Annotated in this window: 10 protein-coding genes and 1 pseudogene; all 11 read right to left on the reverse strand. The window is 52.3% G+C overall.

All coding sequences use genetic code 11. The features are described 5' to 3' along the window. Positions 1 to 45: 45 nt before the first annotated feature. The 11 genes and pseudogenes from SD70_RS13540 to SD70_RS13590 all read right to left on the reverse strand — a co-directional run bounded on the left by SD70_RS13540 (position 46) and on the right by SD70_RS13590 (position 14,850). Positions 46 to 1,224, reverse strand: a complete 1,179-nt coding sequence (locus tag SD70_RS13540; protein WP_394297968.1) for a mannitol dehydrogenase family protein — start codon at positions 1,222 to 1,224, stop codon at positions 46 to 48. 26 nt (positions 1,225 to 1,250) lie between these two features. Then, positions 1,251 to 2,429: a mannitol dehydrogenase family protein gene (locus SD70_RS13545; RefSeq protein ID WP_041048085.1), complete on the reverse strand. Its 1,179-nt coding sequence runs from the start codon at positions 2,427 to 2,429 to the stop codon at positions 1,251 to 1,253. Continuing rightward, positions 2,426 to 3,958 (reverse strand): xylulokinase, encoded by a 1,533-nt coding sequence (locus tag SD70_RS13550; protein WP_041048086.1) that lies wholly within the window; start codon positions 3,956 to 3,958, stop codon positions 2,426 to 2,428. Before SD70_RS13550 ends, SD70_RS13545 begins: the two co-directional genes overlap by 4 nt. Then, positions 3,958 to 4,698, reverse strand: a complete 741-nt coding sequence (locus SD70_RS13555) for a FadR/GntR family transcriptional regulator (RefSeq protein WP_041048087.1) — start codon at positions 4,696 to 4,698, stop codon at positions 3,958 to 3,960. The genes SD70_RS13550 and SD70_RS13555 overlap by 1 nt, the downstream gene beginning before the upstream one ends. A gap of 479 nt (positions 4,699 to 5,177) precedes the next feature. Next, positions 5,178 to 5,699, reverse strand: a pseudogene (sigK, locus tag SD70_RS13560) (RNA polymerase sporulation sigma factor SigK); the annotation flags it as partial. An 87-nt stretch (positions 5,700 to 5,786) separates the two neighbouring features. Beyond that, positions 5,787 to 7,214 (reverse strand): chitinase, encoded by a 1,428-nt coding sequence (locus tag SD70_RS38015; protein ID WP_231571208.1) that lies wholly within the window; start codon positions 7,212 to 7,214, stop codon positions 5,787 to 5,789. Beyond that, positions 7,148 to 7,603 (reverse strand): carbohydrate-binding protein, encoded by a 456-nt coding sequence (locus SD70_RS36920; RefSeq protein WP_041048088.1) that lies wholly within the window; start codon positions 7,601 to 7,603, stop codon positions 7,148 to 7,150. The genes SD70_RS38015 and SD70_RS36920 overlap by 67 nt, the downstream gene beginning before the upstream one ends. Positions 7,604 to 7,731: 128 nt before the next feature. Next, positions 7,732 to 11,373, reverse strand: a complete 3,642-nt coding sequence (locus SD70_RS13575; protein ID WP_082053334.1) for a discoidin domain-containing protein — start codon at positions 11,371 to 11,373, stop codon at positions 7,732 to 7,734. Between the two features lie 119 nt (positions 11,374 to 11,492). Continuing rightward, positions 11,493 to 13,046: a glycoside hydrolase family 5 protein gene (locus SD70_RS13580; RefSeq protein ID WP_331436783.1), complete on the reverse strand. Its 1,554-nt coding sequence runs from the start codon at positions 13,044 to 13,046 to the stop codon at positions 11,493 to 11,495. A gap of 71 nt (positions 13,047 to 13,117) precedes the next feature. Beyond that, on the reverse strand, positions 13,118 to 13,963 hold the full coding sequence (locus tag SD70_RS13585) for a carbohydrate ABC transporter permease (RefSeq protein ID WP_041048090.1): 846 nt from the start codon (positions 13,961 to 13,963) through the stop codon (positions 13,118 to 13,120). Further along, complete coding sequence (locus SD70_RS13590) at positions 13,960 to 14,850, reverse strand: carbohydrate ABC transporter permease (protein WP_041048091.1); 891 nt, start codon at positions 14,848 to 14,850, stop codon at positions 13,960 to 13,962. Before SD70_RS13590 ends, SD70_RS13585 begins: the two co-directional genes overlap by 4 nt. Between the last annotated feature and the right edge of the window lie 4 nt (positions 14,851 to 14,854).

Raw genomic sequence — 14,854 nt, forward strand, 5'->3', positions numbered from 1 at the left:
CATTATATTATGTTGGAATAATGGAACTGTCAACCATTTTATTTTTCAATCGCCGACAATATCCAACAATTTTTCGAATGAAATCGCCTCTCCTCTGTTCCGCTCGTGAAGAGCCCGGTAATATCGGCTCACCCGAAGCAAGAAGGCATCGCTCGTTGCCAAGCCGCTGATTTTACAAAGCCCCTCCTCTACTCCGTACTTGTTCAAAAGATCATGCAAGTCGGATTCATCCGGCCCGCGATAATGCAATGCGGCGGCAGCTGCAAGGGCGAGTGCTGCGCAGTCCCCGCCGGCTTCTTCGATGATCTTGGCCGGTGCAATGAGACGTTCCTTCGGGCCGAGCTTTCTCGGCACATCTCTTGCGTTGCGTGAAATATCATCTCGGATGCTCGGATCCTGGAATTTTCGCAAAGCTCTTCGGGCAAAATCCTCTTGGCTCCGCAAAGGCAAATTCATCTTCGCCGATAACGCCCGGTTAAGCGGTTCGAGCACCTGTTCCAACACCGTGCAAATATCCGGATCGGCAGCGGCATCCGCATACATCTCATAGCCTTTTAAAGCTCCCAAATAAGCAATACATGCACTTAAGCAGTTGTAGGTGTAAATTTTTCGCTGCAGCAGCTCGCGAAAACGGGGTTCGGGAACCATGCCAGGGAGCCTGTACGCTTCGGGCAGCACATGGCTGTCGTACGGCAGCTCGTCGTAGCTTTCCGATTGAATGTCCAGCCGGGTGCCGGGCATTTCCACGCTTGAGCAAAAGATAGCCGCTTCGGCAACAATTAAAATCTCAGGGTTGCCGCCCGCTGCTGTCCATGCATCCATAAGCGCCTTTCCTGGATTTACTCCATTCTCGCATGTCACGACATACACCGGCCTACGCTTATGCAATTCCGATCTTCGCTTCATAGCTTCAAGCAGGGGTACAGCCAGGTTGATCAAATTGCTCTCGCCGACAGCCGTAAAAATGAGATCCGCATCGGCCATCCAATCGATAGCAAGATCAGATCCGGCCATGGCTGCGCGGACCCCGTCTATGCGGATCGGACCGCGTCCGCCGCCGAAAAAATGAATCGTATAACCCCTATCTTCGTTTATCATTTTCACCAACTCTTCGGAGCTGTCGATAAAAGCCAGCTCGGCATTTCCCTGTTTCGCGAAGCGCGCCACAAAGCCCCTCCCTGTTTTTCCTGCTCCGACGATGGCAACCTTGATCTTGTCTTTCATGCTTAATTTGTGTGACTGTGCGGCGTTCAAGAGATCCACCCCTTTCGTTTCAATTCGAACACCTTGTCTTTGATTAAGAGAGCCAACCTTTCATCTTCTGCAATGCGACAAACCGACGCCAAAATCCAATCGATTCCTTTTTCTTCACGAAGCGACTTCAACTGTTTGGCGCTCGGGTCTTGGGGGTGATCGTAGTACAACGCTGCGGCTATTGCAGTGGCCACCCCCTCCGGTTCCCCCCCGTATTCCTGAACGAGTCTTGCGGAGCCTACGAGCCTGTCATCCGGTCCCAGCTTGCGAATCGGATCCCTCGCATTGCGTTCGACAAAATCGACGATACCCGGGTCCTGAAGCTTTTTGCGCGAAGAAAGAGCAAACGCCTTCTGCTCCTGCGGCAAAATGCCGTATTTGCGAACAAGTGCCTCCCCCGTTTCCCGATACACTCCATCCAGCACCTTCACGATCTCCGGATCGATTGCTGCGTCATATAACGATTCGTGGCCGCGTAAATAGCCCAGGTAGGATACAGTACCGTTGGCTGCGTTATATGTATAAAACTTCCGTTCGAGAAAGCCGGCAAATTGATCGATATAGCGGATTCCTTCAATCCGCGCAGGCTCGCCGGGTAGCGCTTCGCGGTCCACCGGCAATTCCCAATAATCCGAAACCCTCACACAAAGCGGATCGCCGTTAAGCATCGATTCCGTCGGCTCCACGCCTGAACGCATAACCGCCGATTCGGCGATTCCTACCCACCGGTCAAACGCTTCTGTACAAACACCCGGCAATCGGTTGCGGATTTCCTGCCGAAGCAAGTCCGCCGGCTTTTTCCAATTTTCACATACGATCATATGGATAGGACTGTCGACCTTGTATTCCATGCACCGAATGACAAAAGCTTCCGCGAGCGCCTCCGCAAGAGAAGCCAGGTTTTTGCCGCCTACCGAAATAAAGGCGATATCGGCTGCAGACCATTCGCGGGCGACGGCATGAACATCGGACAGCTCGGTGGCGTCGAAATCTTGGATAAGACCGTTGCGTTCAGGATTGCCCATAACATAAACGCGGTAATTCTTCCGTTCTTTTAACAAAGAGACAAGCTGAGTATTGACATCCACAAAGACAAAAGGAATACGATTTAAATAAAGCAAGTGGCCGATAAAGCCACGGGCAATTTTACCTGCCCCGAATACGATTGCTTTCATGGACGAACCCCACCCTCTTGCAAAGGTTTCAGCCGGGACGTTTTCTCGAAAAGCGGTTCCAAAGTATGATACAGCTCCTCAAAATAAGGGTAGCGATCCTCGTAAAACCGCCGAATCGGCTCGACCGGATCGCAGATATCCTTGACACGAGTCATCTCTGCCGCAGCTTGCTCGAGAGTAGCATACGCGCCTGTGCCGTAGGCAGCAAGCATCGCTGCCCCCAAACAACCGGCTTCCGACGTTTCAAGCGTTTGCACCGGGACTCCCAAAATGTTCGCTTTCATCCCGTTCCAAACTTTCATTTTGCTCGCTCCGCCTGCGATCCGGATCGTGCTGGGCCACCGCCCCAGCCGAACGTAAATCGCTTTCAATGCGAACCCGACGCCTTCGAGTACAGCTCTAGCCATATGAGACCGATCGTGTTTCGGCGACAATCCGAAAAAGACGCCTTTTGCATCGGGGTTCCACCATGGCGATCTCTCGCCTTGCAAGTAAGGAAGGAACAACAATTGCTCGGATCCCGCCGTGACCGCCGCAGCGGCTTCCATGATCGTTTCATATTCGGATTCATCCGCCCGAGAGCGGAACACTTGGCTCGCAAACCATTGCAAAGCGTACCCTCCGGAAGACGTAACCCCGTATACCAAATCTTTATCGCCTGTAAAAAATATCCGGTTAATGCCAGGTTCGGCGCCTGCAGCCTCATCATTGCCGGAGACCACGATGCCGATATGCTCGGACGTACCGGTCATATCGAATCCTATCGTTTCCTCGGATCCCAATAAACCGAGAACGGCGGCGTTCAGATCGTTCCACCCCAGTACGACGGGCAAAGATACGGGAAGGCGCAGAGCCTCGGCCGCATGAGGAAGCAGCTGGCCGACTACTTCCCACGGCTCCCCCGACGGCGGTACGATGCGGGGACTTACGCCGGCCCACTCCAATAAAGGCAAGCAAGCTTTTTTCGTTTGCTGATGCACGATGCCTCGCAGACTGGAAACGTCCGTTTTCCACTGCCCCGTCATTTTCCACAGCACCCAATCTTTCGGCTGCACGATGTAATTGGCCCGCTCTATGATCCCCGGCCGATAACGGTTGAACCATTTCAATTTTGGAACCGGCCAGGAAGCACCGGCAGGCAGGGTGGCGCCAAGCAGCCGTCGAAGCTCCGTCGGCGAAAAGGCCCTCTTCATTTCCGCAGCTTCAGTACTGGCTCGCCGGTCCATCCAACTGACAATACGGGTCAAAGGCCTATGATCGCCATCGACAAAAAAATGGGAGCTTATTTGCGAGCTGATGGATAAAGCGGCCAATTTCGAACGCTGTTCCGGACTTAACCGCAGCCGGACAACAGCGTCGCAAACTGCTTGCCAAATCTCATGCGGATCTTGTTCCGCCGCTCCGATCGGTCCGGAACGATATATCGGGTATCCGCTTGAAGCGGCAGCCGCTTCTCGTCCTTTTTCATCGAACAGAATGGCTTTGCACGATGAAGTTCCGATATCGATCCCCAAAAAGAATGCTTCCATCAACGATCACCCGGTTTGACGGCACCTGAATCGCGCAAATTCCGTTCGGTTTCCTCCAAATGCAGCCGCATCGCTTCGCGCGCCCCTTTCCGATCTTTGTTCGCAATGGCCTGTAAAATGTTTTTATGGGCTTCTAGCGCTAGTCGTGTAGGCCCGATACCGCGATAAGACAACTTGCGGCTTTCCACCATATACTCATTAAGGGATGCCAGCACCATCTCGAAAGCAGGTTGTCTGGCGGCGGCGAAAAGCGCGGCATGAAAAGCGACATCGGCATTGACATACCCCGTTTCGTCTTCCAAATGGTTCTCCATGTGCACAATCGCTTGCTCCATCTTTTTTGCATCTTCTGCATCCGCTCTCTCCGCCGCCAAAGCAGCCGCTTCCACCTCAATCGCTTTGCGCAGTTCTAGCACATCGAGAACGGAGACGCCTTTACGGCGAAACGTCAAAGCAACCGATTCGGTGATTTGTTCATGTGACGGAGGCCGAATCACGATCCGCTTTCCATGTTTGACATCCAGTACACCCTTCGAAGCCAAAATTTGCGTAGCTTCCCGGATCACGGTTCTGCTAACGCCAAGCCATTCGCATAACTTGCCTTGGGATGGAAACGGTTGATCCTGGCGCAACCTTCCTTCACAAATCGCATCCAAAATATGGTGAGCCGTTTGTTCCGCCAAAGAAGCTGCTTTGAGAAAATAAGTATTCTGCATAGACTCATGGCCATCCGGATTCATACACGCAGCCTCCTATTTCGTTAACTTGTAATATAAGATTATAATAATATAATATTATCATATGAGGCAAGTCAACAGTTCTCTAACAGCCGGATGTGAAACACAATTAAGCCGGAATGGGATACTCCGTTCCGGCTTGGTTTGCAGCAGTCTCTATGAACGTTTAATAGCTGATCTCTGATACTACTTTGTACAATTTTCATAATGATTCCCTCAGGCTGCAGAGTGCCGTACGCATAATACATTCTGATACGGACAAAGCGCTGGTCTTGAAGAGCTTCGGTCATGATTTTTGCGATAATGCTTGTTTCCTATCTATATTCCCTCATTAAGAACATTCGTTCCCTCATTATAAATGTTCATGGTCATCTCATAACGATTCATATACGTCATCCAACAAACTAAACCGGGGAGCCACTAGCGCTCCCCGTTAGTCGAATAAATGTTAATCCCCATAACTTCCACATTTGGGATACTATTTACCGCTTCGACTTATAAAACTCATGATACAGCTTCATCAGCGCCCGCTTCTCAATACGCGACACGTAACTTCGGCTGATGCCCAATTCCCTCGCGATCTCCCGCTGCGTCCGCTCCTCGCCGCCGGCCTCGAGCCCGAAGCGGCCCACCACCACTTCCCGCTCCCGCTCGTCGAGGATGTCGAGGTTCTTATAGATCTTCGACCGTTCGATCTTGAGCTGCACCTTATCCACGACATCGTCGGCTTCCGAGCCGAGGATGTCGATTAACGTTATTTCATTCCCTTTCTTATCGGTTCCGATCGGGTCGTGCAGCGACACGTCTTTGCGCGTTTTTTTGAGCGAGCGTAGGTGCATCAAGATCTCGTTCTCAATACAGCGTGCCGCGAACGTGGCGAGCTTGGTGCCCTTATCCGGACTGAACGACTCGATCGCCTTGATCAGTCCGATCGTACCGATCGAGATCAAGTCCTCCATGTCCTCGCCGGTGTTGTCGAACTTTTTGACAATGTGAACAAGAACCGATGTAAGTTATAAGAATCAAAAAAAAGAGAGGACAGCATTCAATTACTGACCTCTTAATTCGTACTGCTTTTATTGTTTGATCCATCAAGGAGCGGAAGAGATAACGAATTTTTCCCATCCGGCAATCGAGATTCTGTTGGCGTACAGCACGCCGCTGAAATTCAAATCGGTGGAAACATAATCGTTGTTCGCTACCGATTGGAAAGAGACCGTACCGTCTCCGTTATCGATCTGCTTGAACTTCTCCCAGGTATTCATCACGTCCGCTTCCGCAATCAGCTTGGTACTCTGATTCAAGTCGGCGGTGACAAACTTATTGTTGATCATCGAAAGGAAGGACACGGTGCCGTCGGCATTAGAATAGATCTTGAAGGTCTCCCAAGTCCCCACTGTAGTACGGTTTGCGATCAGAGGATTATTGCCGTAATTACCCGCACTTACGTAATCCCCGTTTGCCATAGCTTTCAGGCTGGAGTTGCCTTGGGGGCTATTGAGAAACTTAGCGATGGATTTGGTGAAATCCCACTGATTCTGTGCGACACCGCTGCAGGTACTGCTGGTATAGCCGGGATCGATCGGGCTGCATTGATAGTCCCGCTGGCCATCCCAGTATGTCATGCGGGCCATGCCTTTCGAGGATTCATAGTTTCGAATGTTGTTGAAGTCGGATAGGTAAGTGAATTCCCCGGAATCATCTCTGCCGTTCATCAAAGATAGACCGGTCATATGATAGACCTGAGTGTCGGATAGCCAGGAATACTTGCCTTTTAACTGGGTGTGGAGAGAATCGGATGCATTCATGGCGGCCGTACCCATCTGCGTACCGATAGTACCGAAGTCGAACGGCATGATATTCCACGAATTTGGCGTGAACCCGATGTTCACCGCGGTTTGAACAACGTTCAGACCGTTCGAATCCAAACCGCTAGGTGTGGAGGGCAAGGTGATGGAGATGTTCAGGCTGGGATTGTTTTGCTGCAAAATCTGCAAGGCGCCGAGTTCTTTGCTGACGGTCGCAGCATCCGTTTCGTCGGTGCCTTCAGCATCCCATTCGATCGCTTTCAAACTGTACTTGTTAATCACCTGTTGTTCGGCATTGGCCGTGTCCGCAGCGCTGGCGCAGGTTTGGCCGAGCTTAGTGCCGGCCGCTCCACCGAAGGAGACGACAGCATCGCCGCCGCTCGCACGAACACTGTTTATGTAATTGGCCGCCGTCGTATCGGTGGCTACGGCATCTGAGCCATCCCACTCCGGCGTACAACCGCCGCCATTTGGGGCTAAAATAAAGGCTAACGTTAACCCTTTGATACCGGTTGAACTCATGTAGGAACCGGGATCAGGCGGACTGCTTAACACTTCCACATACGGTGCGGCAGCGAACCATTTGTCGTTTTGCAAGGCAGGTGTTGGAGAAAAGCTGATCCAGTTGACATTGAACCCCGTAGTTACACGTAGACCTGCAAGGTTTGCGTACCTGCACTTAGGTTGGCTGTAACGCTGACCGTTGCCCAATTTTGCCAACCGCCGGTTTGCGGGATGTTGGCTGTGGCAAGGACGTTGCCGATACCATCTTTTAATTGAACCTGTTCTCCGCTATTTGGCGAAGCGACGCGGAAAGCTACCGTATAGGAGCCGGAGGAGGCGACGTTGACCGTATAATTCATCCAATCCCCGGCATCGATCCAGCCTACATCCAGTCCGCCGCCGACATCCGTAGTGGCTTCCGTCTGAACCCCGAACATCGAATCCCAGTTCTCGGCTTCGATTTTTCCCGGAATCGGCTTGCCGGTTGCGGCATGGCTCGTTGCTGAGAATAACGGCATCTGAACAAGAAGCAGTGCTGCGGTCAAAAACAATACAATGACTTTGCTTTTAGCCAAACGAAAAAAATTCGTCCTCATACGATTACCTCCTCAATAATTCAGAATTTCAAAGCCGGCCCCCCTCTAGCAACTGACCGCCGGAAACGAATCGTCTCCGGCGGTTTAGCTACTCTATCTACATTCTCCGTATCCGTAAAAAGTTGGTATTATTGATATGCTCTGAATTCTGCAATCGACCACCAGCTGGTGGAGCTCTTCGTTTCGGTTACTTTGATGTACTGCGCCTGCGTGATCGGGAAGTTCACCGTAACGATTGGTCCGGTTCCTTCGCCGACGGCGACCGTCGTCCAGTTCACATTGTCGTTCGATACCTGCACCATGTATCCTCTTGCATAATCGCCCGTGCTGGTTCCGGAATCCATCACGATATGATTGAACCATTGGACCGAGCCCACATTGACCTCGTACCACTGCCCATTCGTTTGGGCTGCGCCGCTGCTCCATCTCGTGCCGGAATTATTGTCCAAAGCGTTGGCCGGCGAGCCGCCCGATTCGGTCGACGATGCGGAGGCGGTCCACGCGCTCCGGCTTTGCTCTGCTTCCCCGTATACATTCAGCTCGGCGATCGACCACCAGCTGGTGGAGCTTCCGGTTTGCACGATTTTCAAATAGCGGGCAACCTGTACCGGAAATTGCACGAGAACCGACGCTCCAGTCCCCGAACCGTTCGCCACCGTCGTCCAATTCGTGCCGTCGGTCGATACTTGAACCTGATACCCGCGTGGGTAATCCGAGACCGAGGACCCTGCATCCAGCAGTACCCGGTTAAAGGTTTGATTTCGGCCCATGTCCAACTGGTACCACTGTCCGTTCGCCTGTGCGGTGCCGGTGCTCCAGCGCGTGCCGGTATTGCCGTCGATAGCGTTTCCGGGAACATCGCCCAATGTATCTGTGTTCGAAGCCGAGGCGCCCCAGCCCGTCCGATCAAGCGCAATCTCCGAATAGGCGTGGAACTCGGCGATCGACCACCAATTCGAAGGACTGGCGCCGGTTTGAATGATCTTGATATATTGGGCATATTGCGGTGCAAACGGGACCACCATTTTATGCCCGAACCCGTTGCCGCTGGCTACCGTCGACCAGTTGGTTCCGTCACTCGATACCCGCACCTGATACCCGCGCGGGTAATCCCAAGTATCACCGGATTTCGTTTCGATGGAAATTTGATCAAAGACCTTCTTAGTCCCCATATTGACCTGGAACCATTGTCCGTTCGATTGAACGGCTCCCGAACTCCACCTGGTGTTCGAATTCCAGTCCAAGGCGTTCGCCGGCGAATCGCCCGATCCCGTTGACGACGCGGTTGCAGTCCAGCCGGTTTCGTCAAGCGGCGTCGTCGCGATCCAGGTCTGGCCGCCCGTAAAGTTGCTGACCGTGTTGATCAGGTCGGTATTGGCCTGGAAATGGCCAGTATCGAACAAGCTCCATTTGGACGAGATGGTGGAAGAAATGTCGCTGTTGAGCACCGGAACCGGGTTGGCATCGTTGTTATAAAAGCCCCAGTTTGCACCGTCTCCCGTGCCTGTTACCTTATACGTCCAGTTGCTCCATGCCGCATGAATGGCATTCAAGCCTGACATCCAGCGGGACCACACGTCGTCGAAGAAATACAAACAGTACTCCCCTGCATACACCGGAACGTTCCATTGCTGCTGATATTGGGCCAACGTATTCAGATTGTTCGTCACCAGATTGTTTTGCGAATCCCAATCCTTCGGATTGTCCATGGCATAGGGATGGATTTCGTAAACCACGTTAGTCCAGCCATACGTGGAAGGTGCTGCGATCTTGTCGAAGCCGAAGAACGCCTCGATAAAAATGGCATGATCCGGGTCGATCTCGCGAACGGTATTGTAGAGCCGGTTGTAAAGATCGCTTTTGGTTGTGATCTCGGTAGAACCCTCGTTATAGCTCAAGATGGGCTCGTTGATCAAATCGTAGCCCGCCACCGCCGGATTACCTTTGTAATGGGTGGCGATCCCTTGCCAGATCGTGTTCGCCATATCCTGATACGATGTGTTCGTCCAGAACGCATTCGGATTCGGCCCTTGCCGGCCGCAGCTTCCCCACGGACAATCCCCGCCGGGCACGGTGTGCAGATCGAGCAGCGCATAGATGCCTCGGGACGAGGCCGCGCTGACGATCGAGTCGAGCTGCGTCCATGGATTCGCCTTCCAGGTTCCGTCATCATTAAGCAATTCATGCCAGCTGATCGGCACGCGAATGAAGTTCATGCCCATATTTTTGATGTTGTCCAGATCGCTTGCCGTAATCCAACTATTCTGGAAACCGCCCAGCAAGCTGTCGGCCGTCGAAGTGCCGAAGCGTTTCTCCAGCATTTCGTACATCGAATAATCATCGTTGTTCAAGTATACGTTAAATTCGCCGATCGACCACCAGTTGCCCGAGGTTCCCGTCTGTGTAATTTTAATGAACCGGGCGCTGACGGCTGTGAAATTGATCGGAAGCTGCTCGTTCGTGCCCTGCCCGCTCGCAATCTGTGTCCAAGAGGTGCCGTCATTCGAAACTTGAACGGTATAACCTCTGGGGTAGTCGCCTGTGGAGCCGGATCCGGAGTCCAGCACGATCTGGTTGAAGGTTTGATTCGAGCCCATATCTACCTGGAACCATTCCCCGCCCGTTTGCGCGGCGCCGGTGCTCCATCTCGTGCTTGCGTCGCCGTCCAGCACATTGCCGGCCGCCGTTCCCGAAGCCGCCGAAGAGGCGCTGGTGACCCAGCCATTCCGGTTAAAAGAACCGCCGGAGAAAACGACAAGCTCGCTGATGGACCACCAGTTGGTTGAAGTGCCGGTTTGCACAATTTTAAAGTAGCGGACAGTCTGGCCCTGGAAGTCGAAGCGGATCGTTCGCGAATTGCCGAAATCGCCGCTTGAGGCCGTCGTCCAGTTTACATTGTCGTTCGATACCTGCAGCTGGTAACCGCGCGGATAATCACCCGTCGACGTCGGACCCGCATCCATCAGAATGCTGCTGATCGACTGCGATTTTCCCATATCGACCTGGAACCATTGGCCGGATGCTTGGGCGACGCCGCTGCTCCACCTTGTGTTCTGGTTTCCGTCAAGCGCGTTTGCCGGGACATCCCCGTACGTGTCTGTGGAGGATGCGGTTGCGGTCCAGCCTGTACGATCGAGTACAGGATCCGAGAACACGTTGAACTCGGCAATCGACCACCAACCGGCGGAACTGCCGGTCTGCACAACCTTGATGTACTGCGCGACCTGTGGCGCAAACCGGACTACCGAATTCGCACTGTTACCGGCCCCGCTTCCGACGTCCGTCCAGTTCGTACCGTCGTTCGAAACGAGAACCTGATAACCCGCCGGAAAATCGCTCGTGCTGGAAGCTGCGTCGATATAAATCCGGTCAAACGTTTGCTTGGCCCCCATGTTCACTTCAAACCACTGGCCGTTAGTCTGCGCCGCTCCGGTAGTCCAGCGCGTCGTACCGTCACCGTCGAGAGCATTGCCGGCCGTCGAGCTGCTGACGGATGCGGTGGCGGTCCAGCCGGTTCGGTCCAAGGCGAACTCGCCCAAGGGCGACATCCAGTTTTCCTGCGACAACCACCCACCGAGATTGGTGCCGCGCAGGGTGACAATGCTGCCGGTACCCGAGCTGTTTTTCAGAAACTTTCCGTCCGCTTTCAGGAAGTCGCTCGCCCCAATAGCGGCAGCATGAGCAACCTGAGTTTGGGGGATCGCGAGCAGCGATTCCAGAATGAGAGCAGCGGCTAATGCAAATGACCAAACTCTTTTCTTCTTCATCATTTTCCTCCTCCTCGGAAATATTTTTATGAAAAGCTCCTCATGTGTGGAAGCGTTTTCATCTAAGTTCGTAAGAGACAGCATAAATGAATCATGCTGCCATCTTTTTCTGTGTCGATGCTTCATACCTCTTGTGTCTTGACTTCAAGCCATTCCACCAGGATTTGATTGTTCCCGCATTTTAAAACAATTTGGTGCAAACCAGGATCGAGCCGAAGCTTTTTATCCAAACGATAGGTTTCCCAAAATAACCCTCTTATCTCGATCAAGTCAACCGTTGTGTCGTCGACAATGACGGCAATTGTACCGCTTCCGTTTATGGCGAGCAATCGCATGTCAATTATGAAGAAAGGCAATTTTTCAACGGAATCTATTCGGAATTTATAAGCCGCCCATTCTCCGGAATTTAATTGGATACATAGTTGCTCGTCCCCCCGCAACGGTTCGCCGGCGGTATGCTGGAAATTGGGGACGGATCGCTCCCCTTCTATAAAGTGAAGCTCCATTCCGTCGTTGATCCGAAAGCCGATGTTCCTCTCCGTAAGCCTATTGATCCCAAAGCTGACGCCTTCACCTTCATAACCGTAATAAATGGCAGGGATGCGGATGGTCGGTCTGCGAAACAGGCTGCGAACCACCTCCGGATGATAGTCGCATCGGTCGAAAGGAAGATGATTCAGGTATTCCCACAAGATACGCTCCGCTTCTGCTTCATCCGGCTTGGATCCGCCTTCCAAATAGTCAACCAAGCGCTGCCATTCCGCCGGTTTTTTGACCGAACACGGCGAGTTGTCGGTGTCCATCTTCTTCCACGTCCAGAAATTCCACGAGATGCCGTGATCTTCAAACAAACGAAATGCGCCGGCATACCAATCCTTGTTGTTTTCACCGCCTTCGCCCATGAAAATCGGTACTTTCCACGCTTCTCTCTTGTCCAGATAAACGCGGATGCTTTCGGTGTCCGGATTGTTCCAATATTTATGGAACTGGAGCATGCAATTGTCATCCGGCTTCTCATCGAATATAGACCAATCCGTTGCCCAGTGTACGCCTTCCAAGATGATCATATGGCGGTCGTCCGCTTCGCGGATCGCCTTCACGATGTCCCGGTACAGCGGCATTACCAGGCTGTTATATTGGGAAAACCAATTCGGCAGCGGCTCATTCAGCAAATCGTATCCCGCTACGATCCATTCATCCTTGTAACGCTCAGCCAGCATCCGCCAGAGTTCTACAGTGCGATTCCGATTGCGTTCATCCGTAAATAATTCAGGCAAGTCACGCTCCGAATCGTCAATATTCGTACCCGTTTGGCCTCCGGGCGCACCGTGTAAATCCAGAATCACATACAACCGGTAGGTCCTGCACCACCCTATGACTCTATCGATGAACCGCAGGCGTTCCGGCCTGAAGCGAACAGGTTCATCCTCCTCCAGCAAAAATCTGGCGTTGATCGGAACCCGGACCGAATTGAAGCCTTCAGCCGCGATTTGACGGACATCCGCTTCCCCAACGTACCGATCATAGTACTGGTTCCAAAACCGAAGCGCCTTCTCCTCTCCAATCAACTCTTCCACCATGCGCTCGATCCGGCGGGGGCGGTCCCCCTCCTTCGGAAACCGCCACATGTACCCTTCCGGCAAAAGCCAGGAGCCGAAGCCGACTCCGCGCAGCAAGATCTCTTGCCCGTCTCCATTGATCAGCTTCGTTCCCGACGTTTTCAAAAAGCCCGTTACCTCGTGAGTGGTCATCCTTTAATCGCACCTTCCGCGATACCGTTTAAAATATATTTTTGAAGAATCAGATACAGCACAATCATAGGCAGCATGGCCAAGATTAAAGAAGACAAGATGGCCGACCAATCATTGTTCCCGTATTCGCCGAACAGCATATTGGTGGACAAAAGGAGCGTATACGTTTTAAAATCGGTCAACATCAGGAGCGGCAGCAAAAAATCATTCCACATCCAGAGCGTGTTTAAAATCGCGATCGTCGCCGTTATCGGCAGGAGCAGCGGAAAAATAACGACGGCAAACAACCGAAACTCCCCACAGCCATCGATGACAGCGGCTTCGTCGAGCTCGCGCGGAACCGATTTCACGAATCCGTGATACAGGAAAATCGCCATCGATACGCCAATCCCGATATAAATCATGCCCAATCCGACTCTGGACCCTTGAACGGCCAGCTCCTTGGCGATCCTCGTCAAGGTGATCATAATCGAATGAAAAGGAATCAACATGGACATCACAAACAGGCCAAACAAGAATCCGCTTAATTTACCCGGAGTGCGGGACAGCTTGTAGCCGGCCATGGCCGCAAATAAGATAATGCCGAACAAACCGACTGCGGTTACGACGACCGTATTCCAAAGACTGCGTGAAAAGCTCGTTTTGTGAATGGCGTCCGCGTAATTTTTAAATTCCAGCTGGGAAGGAAAAGCCATCATGTCGTTCATCATAGCGCCTTGTGTTTTAAACGAATTCAATACCCCCATATAAACGGGGAACAAGGTAAAGACGGCCCCGACTAAAAGGATTAACAGGATCAAGGCGGAGCCCATGCGGCGACCATAGCTTCCGGAATCGCTCATACCTCTACCTCCCTTTTCTTCATGACCCATAACTGAATAAGTGTAACCAGGAACACGAACAGGAAGAGGATCATCGCCTTGGCGCTCGCATAGCCGAAACGGTTGCTCATTTTGAAGGCTTCCTCGTAAATATTTAAGGCAAGAACCTGGGTCGCTCTTCCCGGGCCTCCGCCTGTCAGCGCATAGATGACATCAAACGCCTTAAACGAGGAATTCAGTGTGACAAACAGTCCGATCGTGATCGCCGGATAAATCATGGGCAACGTGATGTTGCGAAGCGTCTGGAAGGAGCCGGCTCCGTCGATGGCGGCCGCTTCCTTTAAGGATTGCGGTACGCCTTGCAAAGCTGCCAAATAAATGACCATCAAATAGCCTGCCCCGCCCCAAAGCGAAACGATCATAATGGCGATAAACGAAAACCGGGGATCGCCGATCCAGGATTGGTCCAAGGCATGAAGCAGCGTATGCTCCGCGATATATGGCAGCACTTTGGTAAAGATAAAGAGCCACATAAACCCGCCGATAATCATACTCATCATGTTCGGCATGAAAAATATCGTACGGAACCACGCTTTTCCGCGCCCCCGGGATTCAATCAGAATCGCAAGTCCAAGAGCAATGAGGTTTTGAAACACCACAATGCACACCACATACTTCAACGTAAACCCGACCGAATTGAGGAAAACCGGATCACCCGTCAGCGCTTCGATGTAATTGCCGAATCCCACCCATTTATAGATGGGATTCAGCCCGTTCCAATCCGTAAAGCTATACCAAATGCCCCCAAATGCCGAAGCAAGCAGAAATACGGCATAGAATAACAGCGCAGGAAATACGAAGGCCAGTAGGGTAACCGTTTGCTTCCATCGTCTTGTTTTACTAGCCATAGCA

It is taken from the genome of Gordoniibacillus kamchatkensis (assembly GCF_000829455.1).
Taxonomy (GTDB): Bacteria; Bacillota; Bacilli; order Paenibacillales; family NBRC-103111; genus Gordoniibacillus; species Gordoniibacillus kamchatkensis.

Excerpts from the sequence above, each read along its gene's own strand:
- SD70_RS13540 (WP_394297968.1), bottom strand. The coding sequence starts at position 1,224 with ATGAAAGACAAGATCAAGGTTGCCATCGTCGGAGCAGGAAAAACAGGG.
- SD70_RS13545 (WP_041048085.1), bottom strand. The coding sequence starts at position 2,429 with ATGAAAGCAATCGTATTCGGGGCAGGTAAAATTGCCCGTGGCTTTATC.
- SD70_RS13550 (WP_041048086.1), bottom strand. The coding sequence starts at position 3,958 with ATGGAAGCATTCTTTTTGGGGATCGATATCGGAACTTCATCGTGCAAA.
- SD70_RS13555 (WP_041048087.1), bottom strand. The coding sequence starts at position 4,698 with ATGAATCCGGATGGCCATGAGTCTATGCAGAATACTTATTTTCTCAAA.
- SD70_RS36920 (WP_041048088.1), bottom strand. The coding sequence starts at position 7,603 with ATGAGGACGAATTTTTTTCGTTTGGCTAAAAGCAAAGTCATTGTATTG.
- SD70_RS13575 (WP_082053334.1), bottom strand. The coding sequence starts at position 11,373 with ATGATGAAGAAGAAAAGAGTTTGGTCATTTGCATTAGCCGCTGCTCTC.
- SD70_RS13585 (WP_041048090.1), bottom strand. The coding sequence starts at position 13,963 with ATGAGCGATTCCGGAAGCTATGGTCGCCGCATGGGCTCCGCCTTGATC.
- SD70_RS13590 (WP_041048091.1), bottom strand. The coding sequence starts at position 14,850 with ATGGCTAGTAAAACAAGACGATGGAAGCAAACGGTTACCCTACTGGCC.